The sequence below is a fragment of the Citrobacter amalonaticus genome, from assembly GCF_037053465.1.
GTDB classification, from domain to species: domain Bacteria; phylum Pseudomonadota; class Gammaproteobacteria; order Enterobacterales; family Enterobacteriaceae; genus Citrobacter_A; species Citrobacter_A amalonaticus_H.
Window position 1 is genome coordinate 293,151 of sequence record NZ_JBALIF010000003.1, and the last position, 18,550, is coordinate 311,700.

General features: G+C 52.8%; 12 protein-coding genes. 5 read left to right on the plus strand and 7 right to left on the minus strand.

The window, feature by feature from the left end; all coding sequences use genetic code 11:
• Positions 1–105: 105 nt before the first annotated feature.
• Positions 106–597, plus strand: a complete 492-nt coding sequence (eco, locus tag WB371_RS06930; RefSeq protein ID WP_336219498.1) for a serine protease inhibitor ecotin — start codon at positions 106–108, stop codon at positions 595–597.
• A gap of 133 nt (positions 598–730) precedes the next feature.
• Here the strand turns inward: eco and mgtE are convergent, their stop codons facing one another.
• The 6 genes from mgtE to WB371_RS06960 form a co-directional block, all read right to left on the minus strand.
• Positions 731–2,167, minus strand: a complete 1,437-nt coding sequence (gene mgtE / locus WB371_RS06935; RefSeq protein WP_336219355.1) for a magnesium transporter — start codon at positions 2,165–2,167, stop codon at positions 731–733.
• Positions 2,168–2,308: 141 nt separating this feature from the next.
• The gene (locus WB371_RS06940; protein WP_336219356.1) at positions 2,309–3,952 is read right to left on the minus strand and encodes a multidrug ABC transporter permease/ATP-binding protein; all 1,644 of its coding nucleotides are present in this window, start codon (positions 3,950–3,952) and stop codon (positions 2,309–2,311) included.
• Positions 3,953–4,027: 75 nt separating this feature from the next.
• Complete coding sequence (alkB, locus tag WB371_RS06945) at positions 4,028–4,678, minus strand: DNA oxidative demethylase AlkB (protein WP_336219357.1); 651 nt, start codon at positions 4,676–4,678, stop codon at positions 4,028–4,030.
• On the minus strand, positions 4,678–5,742 hold the full coding sequence (gene ada / locus WB371_RS06950) for a bifunctional DNA-binding transcriptional regulator/O6-methylguanine-DNA methyltransferase Ada (protein ID WP_336219358.1): 1,065 nt from the start codon (positions 5,740–5,742) through the stop codon (positions 4,678–4,680). Before ada ends, alkB begins: the two co-directional genes overlap by 1 nt.
• Positions 5,743–5,825: 83 nt before the next feature.
• Positions 5,826–6,881 carry an FAD:protein FMN transferase ApbE gene (gene apbE, locus WB371_RS06955; protein ID WP_336219359.1) on the minus strand — a complete coding sequence of 352 codons (1,056 nt, stop codon included), beginning with the start codon at positions 6,879–6,881 and terminating at the stop codon, positions 5,826–5,828.
• Between the two features lie 115 nt (positions 6,882–6,996).
• Positions 6,997–8,112 carry a porin OmpC gene (locus WB371_RS06960; protein WP_336219360.1) on the minus strand — a complete coding sequence of 372 codons (1,116 nt, stop codon included), beginning with the start codon at positions 8,110–8,112 and terminating at the stop codon, positions 6,997–6,999.
• A 738-nt stretch (positions 8,113–8,850) separates the two neighbouring features.
• Between WB371_RS06960 and rcsD the strand changes: the two genes are divergently transcribed.
• Both rcsD and rcsB read left to right on the plus strand, forming a co-directional pair.
• Positions 8,851–11,520 (plus strand): phosphotransferase RcsD, encoded by a 2,670-nt coding sequence (rcsD, locus tag WB371_RS06965; protein ID WP_336219361.1) that lies wholly within the window; start codon positions 8,851–8,853, stop codon positions 11,518–11,520.
• A gap of 15 nt (positions 11,521–11,535) precedes the next feature.
• Positions 11,536–12,186: a response regulator transcription factor RcsB gene (rcsB, locus tag WB371_RS06970; RefSeq protein WP_042290573.1), complete on the plus strand. Its 651-nt coding sequence runs from the start codon at positions 11,536–11,538 to the stop codon at positions 12,184–12,186.
• Between the two features lie 112 nt (positions 12,187–12,298).
• On the opposite strand, the gene rcsC is transcribed toward rcsB, so the two are convergent.
• Positions 12,299–15,145, minus strand: a complete 2,847-nt coding sequence (rcsC, locus tag WB371_RS06975; RefSeq protein WP_336219362.1) for a two-component system sensor histidine kinase RcsC — start codon at positions 15,143–15,145, stop codon at positions 12,299–12,301.
• A gap of 173 nt (positions 15,146–15,318) precedes the next feature.
• On the opposite strand from rcsC, the gene atoS reads away from it, so the two are divergent.
• Both atoS and atoC read left to right on the plus strand, forming a co-directional pair.
• Positions 15,319–17,145: a two-component system sensor histidine kinase AtoS gene (gene atoS / locus WB371_RS06980; protein WP_336219363.1), complete on the plus strand. Its 1,827-nt coding sequence runs from the start codon at positions 15,319–15,321 to the stop codon at positions 17,143–17,145.
• Entirely contained in the window at positions 17,142–18,527 is a 1,386-nt protein-coding gene (gene atoC, locus WB371_RS06985; protein ID WP_336219364.1) for an acetoacetate metabolism transcriptional regulator AtoC, read from the plus strand. Before atoS ends, atoC begins: the two co-directional genes overlap by 4 nt.
• The last annotated feature ends 23 nt before the right edge of the window (positions 18,528–18,550 follow it).

The window sequence follows — 18,550 nt, forward strand, 5'->3', positions numbered from 1 at the left end:
ATATACTTTTAAAAATACGTAAAGTCAGATTAATGGATCTGATGAATGTGTTAACCTGCGGTAAATCGTTCATGAGACAAGAAAGGAAACCCTGTGAACTCTAAAATGAAGACCATTGTCCCGGCCGTATTAGTCGCCGCTTTCGCCAGCACTTCGGTATGGGCGGCCTCTGGTGAAACCCAACCGCTGGAAAAAATCGCCCCTTACCCGCAGGCAGAAAAAGGGATGAAACGCCAGGTCATTCAATTACCCCATCAGGAAGATGAATCTACCCTGAAAGTGGAACTGATGATCGGTCAGACGCTGGAAGTCGATTGCAACCGGCATCGTCTGGGCGGCGAACTGGAAAGTAAAACGCTGGAAGGCTGGGGCTATGACTACTATGTCTTTGACAAAGTCACCTCGCCGGTATCGACCATGATGGCCTGCCCGGACGGGAAAAAAGAGCAGAAATTTGTGACCTCGTATCTGGGTGACGACGGTATGCTGCGTTACAACAGCAAATTGCCGATCGTGGTCTATACCCCGGCCAATGTTGACGTGAAATACCGGATCTGGAAAGCAGAAGAGAACGTGCAGAACGCAGTAGTACGTTAATTCAGAATGCCGGATAGCGCTGCGCTTATCCGGCCTACATTGAACAATAGTTCGTCATCGCTCAGCACCACCTGGCTCATCAGGTATTTCACGGGACTGACGCTATCCATCGGCATAATGCCAGACGTCGTGGCTACATCAGAAACAGCGTCGCCAGCCCCAGAAAAATAAAGAAGCCGCCGGTATCTGTAATCGCGGTGATCATGACGCTTGAGCCGACCGCCGGATCGCGCCCGAGTTTCACCATCGTCATCGGGATAATCACTCCCATCAGCGCCGCCATCAGCAGGTTCAGCATCATCGCCAGCGTCATCACCCCACCGAGCGCCATATCGTCATATAACCACCAGGTGATCCCGCCCATGATGCCGCCCCAGACAAGACCATTAACCAGCGCCACGCCCATTTCACGCAGAATCAAAAACGTCAGGTTACCCGGCTGGATATTTTGCAACGCCAGCGCCCGCACAATCATTGTGATGGTCTGATTGCCGGTGTTGCCGCCGATCCCCGCCACAATGGGCATCAGTGACGCTAATGCCACCAGTTGTGAAATGGTGTGCTCAAAACCGTCAATGACGCGCGAGGCGATAAACGCCGTACACAGGTTGATAGCCAGCCACGCCCAGCGCGTTTTCACCGCTTTAGGCACCGGCGCAAACACATCCTCTTCGGCGCTCAAGCCCCCCATCCGGCGCAGGTCGGTATCCGTTTCTTCATACACCACGTCGACGATCTCATCGATCGTTAAGCGTCCCATCAGTTTACCGGCGGGATCAACTACCGCCGCACTGACCAGGTTGTCACGTTCAAAGGTTCGCGCCGCGTTTTCCGCTTTGTCTTCTGGCGCAAAGGTCAGCGGATCGTCATCCATCACCTCGATGACTTTTCGCTGAACGTCATTAAGCAAAATACAGGTCAGGGTTAACTCGCCGACCAGCGTTTTGTCGCGACGCGTCACGAACAATTTATCGGTATTTTCCGGCATCTTGCCCAGCCGACGCAGATAGCGCTGCACCACTTCCAGCGTCACATCCGGACGAACGGTAATGACTTCGAACTCCATAATCGCGCCAACGCGATTCTTTTCGTAGTGCATTACCTGACGCACACGCGCCCGCTCTTCAGGCGGCAACGTGGCCAGTAACCGGCCCGTCAGGTTACGCGGCAGATGCTGAACGAGGTATATCTGTTCGTCGATATCGAGATATTGCAGCGCCTCAAGCAGTTCCCGGTCGGTCATTTCATCGATCAGGTCATCCCAGACGTTTTCGGAGGCTTCCAGCAGTACATAGCCGCGTTTATCACTTTGAACCAGTCGCCAGAGGGCGTGACGTTCCTCTGAAGGCAAGGCTTCAAGGGTATCCGCCAGGTCGGGGGGCGGAAGATGCTCGACCAGCGCGCCTACCTCAGCAATATCGTCGGCTAAAGTTCCGACATCATATTGCTCAGCCAGGGTGAGCTTGCCCAACAGGGTGGAAACAACAGCTTTATCAGTGGTGAGCAGCCAGATCAGGCGCGCACGCTCTTCATCACGCAGCCTTGCGCTGTTTTGGTGTTTTACAGACATTAATCATAAATCCATGATATGAGATACCATTAAGCATGGCGCGGGGTTATGTAAATAACAATAAACAGGTGCGTCAGATGCGTAAAAAAACAGCCATTAACCCGGCAAGCATTGCGCTTGCGGGCTAAACGTTAATTCAGACTAAGCGGTACGCGCCACGGCGTCGCGTGAGGCGGCATCGCGCTCATCACCGACCAGTTCACTTAACTGTCCGTTACGCATTTCCAGCAAACGGTCGGCGTGGATAAAGTAATGATCGTCGTGGCTGATGGCGAAAATCGTTTTCCCCATCGCCTGCATCAGCGGCAACAGCACCTGATAAAACTCACGACGGAAATGGGGATCCTGATCGGCCGCCCACTCATCAAGCAGAATGATGTCACGATCTTCTGCCAGCGCCAGCAGCAACGCCACGCGCTTTTTCTGCCCTTTTGACAGCTTCAGATTCAGTATCCGTCCGTCACTCAACTCCAGCTTGTGCGCCATTTTCAGGTGTTCCAGCCATTTCTCAACCAATAGCGGATCGGCCGGTTTGCCCTCTGGCCCCAGCAGACGATCGAACAGCCAGACGTCGGTAAACACCGCGGAGAAAAGCTTACGATAATCTTCCGGTTTCTCTGCGCTGACCGGCTGGCCGTCCAGCAGAATCTCCCCGGATTGCGGCTGATACAGCCCCGTCAGCAGCATCGCCAGCGTCGATTTACCACTGCCATTACCGCCAATCAGGAACAGCAATTCCCCACGATGAATCGTCAGATTCACCGGACCAATGGCGAACGCATTGTCCTGATAGTGGAATGTCACGTTACGCAGTTCGAGCGTTTTCCATCCCGGAAACGCCTGCGGGCGCGGAAACTCCGCATTAAACGAAGCCAGCGCAAATTTATTCAGTTTGTTGAAAGCGACCTGCGCAGTCAGTAGCGTCGGTAATGCCCCGACCGCCGACAGCAGCGGCGTGCGCAAAAACAGCAGCGTCAGTGAGTAGGTTGCGGCAACATTGGTATCGGCCCAGCCAAGACTGTTTGCCATCCAGAATACCAGGCCAATCGCCCCGAGCATCATAATGTTGGACCAGTTCACAGCGCTCAGATGGAAGGTATCTGCGCGAATGATATGGTGGCGATACTCTTTTGCATCAGGAATATACAGATGGTTGAAGATATGCTCGGCCCGCTCGCGGTTAAGCGTCAGCTCTTTGCGCCCTTCCAGCACCGTCTGGTAATCGTGATACAGCTTGTCCTCGGTTTCACGCAGCGTCGCCATATGCCTGTAAACTCGCGACACCAGCATAAATCCACCCCAGATAGTGATCACCATCCAGACAGCCGTCACCAACAGCATTTTGGTCGACAGCATCGCCAGATACGCAGCGGACCCTACCGTCAGAATGATCCCCTGCACCAGCTCAGGCAGACGCACAAAAGCGATAGTGATATTGCGAATGTCGCTGGTCAGCCCGGCAAGTAACGAGGCGCTACCCAGTTGTTCAATACGTTCAACGTGGGTATCCAGAATGCGCTTGATGAATTCACTGCGCAGGCGAAAGACAAAGTGGTGCCCTAACGTCGTGAGCGCCAGTTGTGAACCCAGCGTCACCGCCATCAGCAGCAACAGTAATCCCAGAAATTCCGGTAAAACCAGCAGAGAAGTATCAGCGGTTTCAATAAGGCGCTGATTGATAAAGGCGATGAGGCCAATCCCCAACGCAGCGCTGACAAGGCTGAGCGCCATCACGCTGATAAATGGCCAGCGATACTGCCGCCAGACAAGAAGAAGTAGTTCCATTCATACAACCCGGACAAGGAATAACAGCCCGCAGTTTAAACATCCCGACGCTTTCATCAATAATAATTCTTATTTTTATTCTTTTTTATCAACCTGCCGAAACGTCAGATTGTAACGACAGTCACCGGTCAGCGGATGAAAGCCGGCCTTCAGCGGCTGAATGCCATGATAAAACAGCCGCGATTCTTCGCCCCAGACCACCACATCACCGTGCTCCAGCAGAACGCGAATCAGCGGATCGTTGCGCCTGAGACCGCCAAACTGGAAGATAGCCGGTAACCCCAGGGAAACGGAAACAATCGGTGCGCGCAGATCCGCTTCATCTTTATCCTGATGCAGTGACAATTTCGCGCCGGGTGCATAACGATTGAGAAGGCAGACATCTGGCTGAAAGTCAGGATAGCCTGCCGCCGCTGCCGCCTGCTGATATAAGTGGATAAACGATGCCGGAAACGGCGGCCAGGCGTGGTTGGTCAACGGATCAATGGGGGAATAAAGGTATCCGTCTCTGTCGGTGGTCCAGCCCCGTTCGCCGCAGTTGGTCATCGCCACCGACATGGTGTAACCACCGGGCGTGACCATCTGACGAAATGGCGATCGGCTGGCGACCGCATCAATATCCTGCACCAGTTGCTGCGCCGCGCTGAAGGCAAAACGACGCAGGATCATAGCACCGGGGCCCAGCGGCTCCTGCCACGGCTGTGAGTCGGCAAAAAGATCGAGCATCAGGTTTCCTCTCCGGGCGATTCACGCCGCAGGAGTTGTGCTTTACGGGATACGCCCCAACGATAGCCAGACAGTGAACCGTCCCCGCGCACGACGCGATGACAGGGGATCACTATCGCCAGTTTATTCGCGCCACAGGCGCTGGCCACTGCGCGAACCGCTTTCGGTTTGCCAATGGATTGCGCCAGTTGCTGGTAGCTAATGGTCTCGCCACAGGGGATTGAGCGCAGCGCCTGCCAGACCTGCTGTTGAAACGCTGTCCCCTGGATATCCAGCGGCAGTGAAAGCGGTACGTTGCGCCCGTCAATGCTGGTAATCACATCGCGAACACGCTGTTGAAAACGGTGATTTGCAGGTTCATCAACGGCAGCGGGAAAGAGCGTATGCAACTCGGCAATCAGCGCCGCATCATCATCCCCCAACAAAATGGCGCAAATCCCGCGTTCACTTTCCGCCACCAGACAGCGGCCAAGCGAGCAGTCCGCCAGCGCATATCGCACAGAGAGTTTATCGCCGCCGCGACGAAACTGTTTTGCCGTCATGCCAAGCGTAGCATCGGCATGACGGTAGTAACTGCTGCTGTCAGGAAAACCGGCATTGAGAATGGCCGTTGTAACGCTTTCACCATGGCTCAACGCCTCACGCAGACGACGGGCGCGGTACGATTGTTGCCACGCTTTGGGCGTCATCCCCGTTGTGGCTTTGAATAACCGGTGAAGATGATACGGGCTCATCGCCACCTGTTCAGCCAGCGCATCCAGCGTAATGGGACGCTCCTGCTCAAGAAGCTGACAGGCATGAGTTATCTTATCCAGCCGATGCTGGCGCGCATTTTCTTTATCCGGCTGGCAGCGCTTGCATGGGCGAAACCCAGCGCTTTGCGCGGCCTGAGCGTCGGGAAAGAAACGAACATTTTTGCGCAGCGCATGTTTCGCCGTACAGGAAGGCCGACAAAAGATGCCGGTTGTCTGCACCGCGAAGACAAACTGGCCGTCTGCGGCTGAATCACGTTCTAACACCGACTGCCAGCGCTCATCGTCATTAACGCACAGAGAATTGTTCATTGTGGACTCCTTCATTAAGCCTGATACCTGCTTAGCTGCAGTGTGTCCGAAACCCAGCCCCCGAAAACCCGCAATCTTGCTTTTTAATTTTGTTCACGGATGAGAAAACTTTCAAACTGCGCAGACATCCAGGTTTTGAACTCCGCCCCTTCTTTCGTGATCATATATACCGCCAGCCCTTCCCGTCGCGCCACTTCTTTGGCTTTCTCCGCGCCGAGAACCATCAACCCGGTATCCCAGCCATCCGCTTCCAGTGCCGTCGGGGCGATCACCGTCACCGACACCAGGTGATGCTCAATGGGACGTCCAGTCTGAGGATCGATGACATGAGAGAGACGCTTGCCATTCAGCTCATAATAGTTGCGATAACTCCCCGACGTGCTAATGCCATGCCCGTTAATGTCCACCACCGCCTGAACCGCGTTCTCACGGTCGGTCGGTTTCTGAATCGCGATGCGCCACGGATGCCCTTCGGCGTTCATTCCACGACTGTTCAGCGCCCCACCGACAGAAACCAGATAGCGGGCAATCCCCTCCTGCTCCATTAACCGCGCCAGATGATCGGCAGCATAGCCCTCGCCAACCGTAGAGAGATCGACATATAAATCCGCCAGATCTTTTTGCAGGTACTGCTGTTTCGCCTGGTTGATCACCGTCAGGTGATGCAGCCCGGTTTTGGCTTTTGCCGCATCAATTTGCGTCTGTGTTGGCGTCTGAACCGGTTGCTTGTCGGGACCAAATCCCCACAGGTTCACTAACGGCCCTACGGTAATGTCCATCGCGCCGTCTGTTTTGTGCCCGATACGCAGCGCTGAGGTGACAATGTCCGCCATTGCCTCGCTAACCGGCCACGGAGAAAGGCTTTTTGACTGGTTAAAGCGCATCAGCGCGGAATCATTTTTGTACGTCGAGAGCAATTGATCGTCCGCATCCAGTTGCGCCTGAATTCGGCTGCGTAACGCCTTTGCCCGCGCCGCATCAATACCAACGACACTCACGCGCCAGAAGGTTCCCATCGTTTTACCTTCAAGCACTACGGGAACAGGGGGCGTTGTTTGCGCTGCATCCGGGGCGCTATCGCACCCGGTAAAAAGGATCGTTGCAGCCAGCAAGGCTACCCGCGCAAAATTCATTTCCATACGTGATTGTCCACCTGCGAAAGAAGCGCAAGATTATACTAAAAACTGGCGCCTGTACGCCGTATAAGCCCATAAAAAAAGGCCCCGCAGGGCCTTATGTCGACATAAAACGAACTTAGAACTGGTAAACCAGGCCCAGTGCAACAATGTCGTCGGTACCGATGCCAGCATCGCTGGTGAAACGGTTGTCATCCAGCAGGTTGATTTTGTAATCAACGTAGGTGGACATGTTTTTGTTGAAGTAGTAAGTCGCGCCAACATCAACATATTTCACGATGTCCTGATCGCCGTAACCGCGGCCCAGGTCTTTACCTTTGGACTGCAGGTAAGCGACGGACGGACGCAGACCGAAGTCGAACTGGTACTGAGCAACCACTTCGAAGTTCTGCGCTTTGTTTGCCCAGCCTAAGCTGCCAGCGCGGGTTGCGTTGTAGGTCTGAGTGTACTGTGCAGCCAGATAGACGTTGTTAGCGTCGTATTTCAGACCGCCGGTGTAGGTTTCAGCGCGATCGCCAGTACCGAAGTCCAGTTTGTTCTGTTCATCAGTACGTTTAGAGCTGGTAACTGCGGTACCCACACCGAAGCCTTCGCCGATGTCATAGGTCAAAGAACCACCGACACCGTCACCGTTCTGACGCAGTGCTTCACGGCCATTGTTGGTTACTCCAGTGTATGGCAAGCCGTCAGCGCCTTCGCCTTCCGGACTGCCGTTTTTGCCCTGATACTGCAGCGCGAAGTTCAGACCTTCAACCAGGCCGAAGAAGTCAGTGTTACGGTAGGTGGCAAAGCCATTACCACGCTGCTGCATGAAGTTGTCAGAACCGTAGGTATCACCACCGAATTCTGGCAGAACGTCGGTCCAGGAGGTGACGTCATAAACCACACCGTAGTTACGACCGTAATCGAAGGAACCTGCATCGCCGAATTTCACACCTGCGAAAGCAACACGGGTCCAGGAGTTGTTCTGGGACTCAGGCGCGTTGCCCTGAATCTGATACTCCCACTGGCCGTAGCCGGTGATTTGATCGTTAACCTGGGTTTCGCCTTTGAAACCGATACGCATGTAGGTCTGATCGCCATCAGCGCTTTTATCATCGGAGAAATAATGCAGACCGTCGACTTTACCGAACAGGTCTAATTTGTTGCCGTCTTTGTTGTAAATTTCAGCCGCATTTGCTGCACCTGCTACCAGCAGTGCTGGTACCAGGAGGGACAGTACTTTAACTTTCATATTATTAACCCTCTGTTATATGCCTTTATTTGCTTTTTTATGCCACTGCATACTGATTAACCCTCATTAACCAGTCGGCAACTTTATTCTCCGCAAAATTACAGAATAATCCAATGCGAATATGATACTAAAACTTTTAAGATGTTTCATTTATCCATATAGATGTTTCAATTTGTAAATATCACGGAACTTTTTTCTTCCTCAAAAAGGCGACAAATAAGCACGATTTCCCAAACAATATAAAAATACATTTAAAAACATATAGATAACCAAGCACCAGCCATAGCACTGAATGATAAAACAAAATCTTCACTCGCAATTAAAATAATCGCGCTATCATCATTAACTTTATTTATTACCGTCATTCATTTCTGAATGTCTGTTTACCCCTATTTCAACCGGATGCACTGCATTCGGTTTTTTTTACCCTTCTTTACACTTATTGTCATTTTATGTGCTACCGCATGAAAACAATAACGACTATTAATCATTTCGCCTTGTTAAATTACCGGGTGATATCAAAAATCAATTTCTTGTTATTTAGTGCTATTTTCAGTCGGGTCCGGAGAATATGTGTACGACAGGCAACGTTCTGTACACCTTTACACCATTCAAAGGATGAATATTTTTCCAGCAAAAAATGCGTGACAGGTATGGCGTGAGAATGTGGAAATTCACACCGTAGCCTTTATACTGCCCTTTCACCTTTTGCGTTGTTTTAACAGGTCATAACCACGAATGAGTCAGTCTGCTACAACGGCTACATCCCGATTTTCCCTTCTGCCGGGAAGCATTACCCGTTTCTTTTTGTTGCTGATCATTGTGTTGCTGGTAACGATGGGCGTAATGGTGCAAAGCGCGGTTAACGCATGGCTGAAAGATAAAAGCTATCAAATCGTCGATATCACTCATGCCATCCATAAACGCGTTGATACCTGGCGCTATGCCACCTGGCAAATCTATGACAACATCGCGGCAACCACCACTCCATCTTCCGGCGAAGGGTTACAGGAAACGCGCCTGAAGCAGGACGTTTACTATCTCGAAAAGCCGCGCCGTAAAACCGAAGCACTGATCTTTGGTTCACACGACAGTTCAACGCTGGAGATGACCCAGCGCATTTCAACCTATCTTGATACCTTGTGGGGCGCAGAGACCATCCCGTGGTCAATGTATTATCTGAACGGGCAAGACAACAGCCTGATTCTTATCTCCACCTTGCCGCTAAAAGATCTCTCTTCCGGTTTTAAAGAGTCCACTATTGGCGGTATTGTTGATTCACGTCGGGCCGAAATGCTCCAGCAGGCCAATGCGCTGGACGAGCGCGAAAGCTTCTCTTCGCTGCGTCGCCTGGCCTGGCAAAACGGATACTATTTCACGTTGCGGACCACCTTTAATCAGCCGGGACACCTGGCAACCGTGGTCGCCTTTGATCTGCCCATTAATGACTTAATCCCGCCGGGCATGCCGCTGGACAGCTTCCGCCTGGAGCCAGACACGACCCCCGCCAGCACGCGCAACGCAGAGAAAGAGTCACCGGACAGCGTCAGCATCAGCTTTAACAGCTCGAAAATTGAAATCTCGTCAGCGCTGAATTCAACGGGAATGCGCCTTGTCTGGCAGGTTCCGTTTGGCACTCTGCTGCTGGATACCTTGCAGAACATCCTGTTGCCGCTGTTGCTGAATATCGGGCTGCTTGCCCTTGCCCTCTTTGGCTACACGACTTTCCGTAATCAGCCAGGACGCTCAACAGAAGTGGCACCGAACACGGCAGCCAATAATGAGCTTCGTATTCTGCGCGCCATTAATGAAGAGATCGTTTCTCTGCTGCCGCTGGGTCTGCTGGTGCATGACCAGGAAGCGAACCGCACGGTGATGAGCAATAAAATTGCCGATCACCTTCTGCCGCATCTCAATCTGCAAAACATCACCAGCATGGCGGAACAGCACCAGGGCATCATTCAGGCAACGGTTAATAATGAGTTGTATGAGATACGCCTGTTCCGTAGCCAGGTAGCTCCGCGCACCCAGATCTTTATCATCCGCGACCAGGATCGCGAAGTGCTGGTGAATAAGAAGCTCAAGCAGGCACAGCGTTTATATGAAAAAAATCAGCAGGGTCGCGCCACCTTTATGCAGAACATCAGTGAAACCCTGAAAGATCCGGTTAAAACACTGGTGGCTGACGTTGCGCAAATAGAGAGTCCAGAGGCACAGAAACTGGCGAACCACGCTGACATATTGGTTCGTATGATCGATGAAATCCAACTGGCGAATATGCTGGAAAACGATGCGTGGAAGAGCGACCCCACCCTTTTTTCAGTTCAGGCGCTAATTGATGAAGTCGTACCAGAAGTACTGCCAGCCATGAAACGTAAAGGTCTGCAGTTACTCATCAATAACCATCTGAAGGCGAACGACGAGCGGCATGGCGATCGCAATGCCTTAAGGCGAATTCTGCTGTTGCTGATGCAATACGCCGTCACCACGACGCAGATTGGCAAAATCACCCTGGAGGTGGATCAGGACGAATCGGTGGCCGAGCGTTTGACCTTCCGCATTCTCGATACCGGTGAAGGCGTGACCCTGAGCGAAATCGACAATCTGCATTTCCCGTTCATTAATGAAACGCAGAAAGATCGCTACGGCAAAGCGAATCCGCTGGCTTTCTGGTTGTGCGATCAACTGGCCCGTAAACTGGGTGGCCATTTGAACATAAAAGCGCGGGAATCGCTGGGTACGCGTTACACTGTCCATGTTAAAATGACGCCGCTTGACCAGCATGTTGAAGACGAGGAACGTCTGCTGGATGATGTGAGCATCATGGTTGACGTGACGTCAAATGAGGTCCGCAACATCGTGCTTCGCCAGCTGGAAAACTGGGGCGCGACATGCCTCACTCCGGATGAAAGATTGATAAGTCAAGAATATGATCTCTTTTTAACTGATAATCCGTCTAATCTTACTGCCTCCGGCTTGCTTTTAAGCGATGATGAGCCAGGCGTGCGAAAAATTGGCCCCGGTCAGTTGCGCGTCAACTTTAATATGAGCAATGCTATGCAGGAAGCTGTACTACAACTAATAGAAGAGCAACTGGCGCAGGAAGACATTCCTGAATCCCCTCTGGGAGGTGATGAAAACGCTGAACTTCATGCCAGCGGTTATTACGCACTATTTGTAGACACAGTACCGGATGATGTTAAGAGGCTGTATACTGAGGCAGCAACCAGCGATTTTGCTGCGCTAGCCCAAACGGCTCACCGCCTAAAAGGCGTGTTTGCCATGCTAAATCTGGTACCCGGCAAGCAGTTATGTGAAACGCTGGAACATCTAATTCGTGAGAAAGATGCTCCAGGAATAGAAAAATATATCAGCGACATTGACGCCTACGTCAAGAGCTTGCTGTAGCAAGGTAGCCTTTACATGAACAATATGAACGTAATTATTGCCGATGACCATCCGATTGTACTGTTCGGTATTCGCAAATCACTTGAGCAAATCGAGTGGGTGAATGTTGTTGGCGAATTTGAAGACTCCACTGCACTGATCAACAATCTGCCAAAATTAGATGCACATGTGTTGATTACCGATCTTTCCATGCCGGGCGACAAGTATGGCGACGGGATTACCTTGATCAAATACATCAAGCGTCATTTCCCGAGCCTGTCGATCATTGTTCTGACCATGAACAACAACCCGGCGATCCTGAGTGCAGTACTTGATCTCGATATCGAAGGTATTGTCCTGAAACAGGGCGCGCCGACTGACCTGCCGAAAGCGCTCGCCGCGCTGCAAAAAGGCAAGAAGTTCACCCCGGAAAGCGTTTCCCGTCTGCTGGAGAAAATCAGCGCGGGTGGTTACGGCGACAAACGTCTCTCGCCAAAAGAGAGTGAAGTCCTGCGTCTGTTCGCAGAAGGGTTCCTGGTGACCGAAATCGCCAAGAAGCTCAACCGCAGTATCAAAACCATCAGCAGCCAGAAGAAATCCGCGATGATGAAGCTGGGTGTCGAGAACGATATCGCTCTGCTGAACTATCTCTCCTCCGTGACGCTGAGTCCGGCAGACAAAGAGTAATCCTCTCTCCACCACAAATGCCTGATGGCGCTGCGCTTATCAGGCCTACGGATTACGGACAAACGTCCCATTCAGTAGGCCGGATAAGACGAAGCCGCCGTCCGGTATTTTTTTATCCCCGCGTTTTCCTGACCCGCTCTGCATATACCGCCAGGGTCTGACTGATAACATCCAGCGTGACGGGTTTCGACAGACAACTGTCCATTCCGGATTCCAGACAACGCTGTTTCTCTTCAGCCAGCGCATTCGCCGTCACCCCGATGACCGGCAAGGTCAGCCCCAACTGGCGGATACGCTGCGTCAGGCGATAGCCGTCCATATTGGGCATATTGACGTCACTCAGCACAATATCAATGTGATTTTTACTCAGCACATTCAGGGCATCCACGCCGTCATTGGCGGTTTTACATTGATAACCCAGCGATCCGAGCTGGTCCGCCAGTAAACGGCGGTTGATAGGATGATCGTCCACCACCAGAATCATCATGTCATCGTTAGCAATCGCCGCTTTTTCCGGCGCTGGCAACGAGGCGGAAAGTTCTTCATTATCCAGCTCAATACGGTAGATACGCGCCAGTAGTGCGGGTAATTCATGAGGCGACGCCACGCTGTGGATCCATTCGCCTGGAGCCCTTTCCAGAGGAATACCAATATGGCGACGACAGAATATCACCGCTGCACGTCCCTGCCACGGCTGCTCCAGCGCATCATCCGTGATCAACAGATCGTCACTGGCAGGCTGCTGGCCTTCATATCGAATAACCTCCATGCCGCTACGCGTCAGGCTGTTTTCGATAAAATGACACAGCGAAGCATTACGCACAGCCAGCCAGCAGCGCTTTCTGGCAAGTCCATCAAGTCCTTTTTTCGCCGGATACTGCGCGCCATACAATGGAATACGCACCGTAAACTGGCTGCCCATTCCCGGTTCGGAATCGACGGAAATGTCGCCATCCATCATGCTAATCAGCTTTTCACAAATCGCCAGTCCAAGGCCTGTCCCCTGGAAATTACGCTGTACGCCCGTCCCGACCTGGAAGAACGGATCAAACAGGCGCACCACCTCTTTCGCCGGAATGCCAACGCCGGTATCCCGTACCCGAATGCTGAGATAGTCGCTGTCACGGCTGACATGCAGCACAATGCAGCCCATGTCGGTGAACTTAATCGCATTACTGAGCAGGTTAGAAATCACCTGCTGTAGACGCATCGGATCGCCATTCAGCGCAACGGGTACATCCGGTTCGATAAAACAGTACAGGCCAAGCTGTTTACGCACCACCAGCGGCAAATAGTTCGCCGTAATGTGACTCATCACTTCGCGAGGGGAAAATTCGCGTGGCTCAATTTTTAACTGCTCAGATTCAATTTTCGAGAAATCGAGGATGTCACTGATGATTTTGAGCAGCAGGCTGGAAGAGTTATTCATCGCCGTCACCAGACGATCCACACCCTTCGGCAGCACTTTGGTCTGCAACAGATCGAGGTTACCGATGATGCCATACAGCGGGGTGCGCAGTTCATGGCTGACCGTAGCAAGGAACATCGATTTCGACTGGCTGGCCTGCTCGGCCGCTTGCGCCATCTCCTGTAACGACTCTTCCATTTTGACGCGCGCAGAGACGTCCACCAGCACGCATATCGCCACGTTTTCATTGCGATAGCGGGAATGAACAAAGCTTATCTGCAGATTGGTATTGTTACTGGTCAGGACATCGACAAAGTTCACCTGCTGCCCGCAGATGATTTGCGTCAGTCGCTGGCGATCCTCATGGGTGAGCATATTGAGATAGGTGTGCGCCAGCTCATTACTCAGAATGTTGATACCGTCAACGGTACGCAGAATGCAGATACCCACCGGTGCCGACGCGACAATCTTCCGGTTAAACTGCTCATGTTCTTCCAGACGCTGGGCGTCGCTTTCCGCCGGTATAAAAATACGGCGTTCATACATCCTTGCGAGCGTAAACAGCGCCGCGCCCACCAGCACATTCAACAGAATGGCATTGAGAATCAGCATCCGAATCCGCTCCAGCACCAGATCAACCGGTACGGAATAGACGATACTAAGCGAAGAGGGCGGCAGGTTTTTCTTCAGCACCAGTTCACGATAGCCTGCCGTATAGCCAAACCAGGATCGCTCCTGCATCCAGCGAGGTTCCGCCTTGATGGCCCCTTCTGGCCCGGCCAGAGAGATCAGCGCATGACCATTTTCATCCAGAATCGTCACCCCCATCGGCAAGCTGCCTGGGGTGAAGAAATTCTCCATCCGGATGGACTGCTCAACGCCCAGCAGCGCCTGCAGACGATTGGCCAGATAGACCGGCGTCAGCGCGTAAAAATAACCAATCCCCGGACGCGCCCCCTGCCCCACCCAATAAAGATTGCTTCCGGACTCATCCTTCGGCGCATTGCGGTACTTCATGATGCGTTCGTGCAGCGTTTTCAATGCGCTGTCGCGCTCGACCGGCATATCGCGCAGGCCGAAATTCGCCATACAGAGATTATCGCTGCCAATCAGAAAGACACGGTTCAGATCATAAGCGGCAGAAAAATTGTCGCGCCAGTAGCGCATAAACCACGCCAGTGACTCCAGCGAGCCGCGCCAGGCGTTACCCATCGCCGCACAGTCGGAGTCGGCAAACAGCGGCTGGAAAGCCGGCACCTCAGTTTTATCGTCACGGGCGCGCGATGAGAGCACACCGTTCTCCGCCGTCAGGCGATTCTCCGCGATGTATTTAAGCTCTTTCATCACATCCGACGTACGCTGAATATAGCGCTGAGCCTGATCGGAACTGAGGTTAAACTCCTGACGTATCTCAGATTCCCGCTGATGCAGGGCATTCACGATGTAGAACACCGAGGCAAAGGCGATTAACAGCCAAACCAATAGCGCTAATGCTCTGAACAGATAGCGCGAGATTTTCAGGGTTGTGCGAAAGGAAGCAAGGTATTTCAAAAGGGCGAAGCTCCGCCTCTGGCGATAAAGTGAGTGTGGTTAAGGTAGCGGTAAATGGGCGACGTCGCAATGCCCGCGCCCCTCTTTGCGGGAATATGATACACCGCTGAGAAAGGATTTCCGCAACCTTCGATAATCGTCGTTTGCCTGAATTGGGCTACAGGGATGACAGTATGCGCTTTTTAAAAAGGTTAACCCCACGACGCTTACGCAATCAGATGATAGTGATGGCGATCCTGATGGTCATCGTGCCGACGTTGTCGATTGGTTATATCGTAGAAACCGAGGGTCGGGCAGCAGTCTTATCTGAAAAAGAGAAAAAGCTCTCCGCCGTTGTTCATCTGCTCGACCAGGCGCTCGGCGACCGCTTTACGCGTTTTGCAGCACTGCCACGGGATGAACGCATTCAGGCGCTGAACGCCGAACTCGGTCCTGTTACCGAACGAATTACCCACGCTTTTCCCGGCATCGGCGCGGGTTATTACAGCAAAGCGTTGGATGCGATCATCACCTACGCCCCCTCCGCGTTGTATCAAAACAACGTTGGCGTGACGATTGCTGCCGATCACCCCGGACGCGAAGTGATGCGTAGCGATGCGCCAGTGGTGTTTTCCGGTCGCCAGGTACGCGGCGACATTCTCAACTCAATGATTCCCATCCGCCGAAATGGTGAAGTCATCGGTTATATCTGGGCCAACGAACTGACAGAAGATATTCGTCGTCAGGCCTGGAAGATGGATGTGCGCATCATTGTAGTGCTGGCGGCAGGTCTGCTGTGTAGCCTGCTACTGATTGTGCTTTTCTCACGACGCCTCAGCGCCAATATCGACATCATCACGGAGGGACTATCGACGCTGGCGCAAAAAACACCCGCACAGCTTCCCAATCTCCCCGGCGAACTGGGGCAAATCAGCCGCAGCGTCAACGCGCTGGCGCAAACACTGCGTGAAACCAAAACGCTTAACGACCTGATTATTGAAAACGCCGCCGACGGCGTCATCGCCATCGACAGACAGGGCGATGTCACCACCATGAACCCCGCCGCTGAAACCATCACCGGCTATACGCTCGACGAACTGGTTGGTCGACCTTATGCCACCTTGTTCTCCGATCCCCATTTTGCCAGCCCTGTACTGGATACGCTTGCTCACGGCACAGAACATCTGGCACAGGAAGTCAGCTTCCCGGCGCGGGACAGAACCATTGAACTCAGCGTCACCACCAGTCGCATTCACAACCCCAACGGTGAATTGATTGGCGCGCTGGTGATTTTTTCCGATCTGACTGCCCGTAAAGAGACGCAGCGTCGGCTGGCGCAAACCGAGAGGCTTGCCACGCTGGGTGAACTGATGGCTGGCGTGGCGCATGAGGTGCGTAATCCCCTGACCGCCATTCGTGGCTACGTGCAGATCATCCGCCAGCAAACGACCTTGCCGGTACATCAGGAATACCTTGCTGTTGTGCTCAAAGAGATCGATTCCATCAATAAAGTCATCCAGCAGCTTCTGGATTTTTCTCGCCCACGACAAAGTCAGTGGCAACACGTACAGCTCAATGCCCTGATCGAAGAGACGCTGATTCTGGTGCAAACCTCCGGCGTTCAGGCACGAATTGTCTTCAACTGCGAACTGGATAAGGATTTACCCGAACTCGTTGCCGACCGTGAACTGCTGAAACAGGTTATCCTTAATATCCTCATCAATGCGGTTCAGGCCATCAACGCGCGCGGGGAAATTCGCATCCGCACGTGGCGATACGACGCCTCACAGCAGGCTGTCACCATTGAAGATAACGGTTGTGGCATTGATCTCGCGCTGCAGAAAAAGATTTTTGACCCCTTTTTCACCACCAAAGCCTCCGGAACCGGCCTCGGTCTCGCGCTCAGCCAGCGCATCATCAACGCCCATCAGGGGGATATTCGCGTTGCCAGTATGCCCGGCTGTGGCGCGACCTTTACGCTTATTTTACCGATTAACCCGCAAGGAAATCTGTCCGCATGAAAACCCGCTACCGCATTCTTATCGTCGATGACGAAGATAACGTTCGCCGCATGCTCACCACCGCGTTTTCGCTTCAGGGACATGAAACCCATTGCGCCTGTAACGGCGAGGACGCTTTACAACGCTTTGCCGACGCGCCCCCGGACGTGGTGTTGATGGATATCCGCATGCCAGAAATGAACGGCATCGATGCCCTGAAAGTCATGCGCACCCGGCAACCGCGCATTCCCGTGATTCTGATGACCGCGTACGCCGAAGTGGAAACCGCCGTCGAAGCGCTCCGCAGCGGCGCGTTTGATTACGTGATCAAACCTTTCGATCTTGATGAACTGAATTTGCTGATCCAGCGCGCATTGCAGTTGCAGGCCATGAAACAAGAAATTCGTCATCTGCACCAGGCACTGAGTACCAGCTGGCAGTGGGGGCATATCCTGACCAACAGTCCCCGCATGATGGATATCTGCAAGGACACCGCCAAAATCGCCCTGTCGCAGGCCAGTGTCCTGATAAGCGGCGAAAGCGGCACCGGAAAAGAGCTGATTGCCCGCGCCATCCATTACAATTCCCGTCGCGCTAACGGCCCGTTTATCAAAATTAACTGCGCCGCGCTGCCGGAGTCGTTACTCGAAAGCGAGTTATTCGGTCATGAGAAAGGGGCTTTCACCGGCGCACAAAGCCTGCGGCAAGGACTGTTTGAACGTGCTCATCAGGGAACCTTGTTGCTTGATGAAATCGGCGAAATGCCCCTGGTGTTGCAGGCAAAGTTGCTGCGGATCCTCCAGGAAAGAGAGTTCGAACGCGTAGGAGGGCACCAGACCATTCAGGTTGATATCCGTATTATTGCGGCGACTAACCGGGATCTTCAGGCGATGGTGAAAGAAGGCACTTTCCGCGAGGATCTGTTTTACCGGCTGAATGTCATTCATCTGCAACTGCCCCCTCTGCGCGAGCGGCGAGAAGACATTCCCCTGCTCGCAAATCACTTTTTACAAAAATTCAGCTCCGAGAATCAGCGCGACATTATCGAAATCGACCCCTCCGCCCTGTCCTTACTCACCGTGTGGCCCTGGCCCGGCAACATCCGGGAACTCTCCAATGTCATTGAACGCGCGGTAGTAATGAATACCGGTGCGGTGATATTTGCCGACGATTTGCCCGCCCCGCTGCGCCAGTCTGTCAGCGGTGTCTCTGAAGCAAAACCCACTCAACACGGCGAGCGAAACCTGAAAGAAGAAATTAAACGCGAGGAGAAACGGATAATTATGGAAGTGCTGGAACAACAGGAAGGAAACCGTACCCGCACCGCCCTGATGTTAGGGATCAGCCGCCGTGCGCTGATGTACAAATTGCAAGAGTATGGTATCGATCCAGCCGGACTCTAGTACCAGAATCTGCTATGCAGAAT

Coding starts and splice junctions, on each gene's coding strand:
- eco (WP_336219498.1), top strand. CDS start 106: ATGAAGACCATTGTCCCGGCCGTATTAGTCGCCGCTTTCGCCAGCACT.
- ada (WP_336219358.1), bottom strand. CDS start 5,742: ATGAACAATTCTCTGTGCGTTAATGACGATGAGCGCTGGCAGTCGGTG.
- atoS (WP_336219363.1), top strand. CDS start 15,319: ATGCGCTTTTTAAAAAGGTTAACCCCACGACGCTTACGCAATCAGATG.
- atoC (WP_336219364.1), top strand. CDS start 17,142: ATGAAAACCCGCTACCGCATTCTTATCGTCGATGACGAAGATAACGTT.
- rcsB (WP_042290573.1), top strand. CDS start 11,536: ATGAACAATATGAACGTAATTATTGCCGATGACCATCCGATTGTACTG.
- mgtE (WP_336219355.1), bottom strand. CDS start 2,167: ATGTCTGTAAAACACCAAAACAGCGCAAGGCTGCGTGATGAAGAGCGT.
- WB371_RS06960 (WP_336219360.1), bottom strand. CDS start 8,112: ATGAAAGTTAAAGTACTGTCCCTCCTGGTACCAGCACTGCTGGTAGCA.
- apbE (WP_336219359.1), bottom strand. CDS start 6,881: ATGGAAATGAATTTTGCGCGGGTAGCCTTGCTGGCTGCAACGATCCTT.
- WB371_RS06940 (WP_336219356.1), bottom strand. CDS start 3,952: ATGGAACTACTTCTTCTTGTCTGGCGGCAGTATCGCTGGCCATTTATC.
- alkB (WP_336219357.1), bottom strand. CDS start 4,678: ATGCTCGATCTTTTTGCCGACTCACAGCCGTGGCAGGAGCCGCTGGGC.
- rcsD (WP_336219361.1), top strand. CDS start 8,851: ATGAGTCAGTCTGCTACAACGGCTACATCCCGATTTTCCCTTCTGCCG.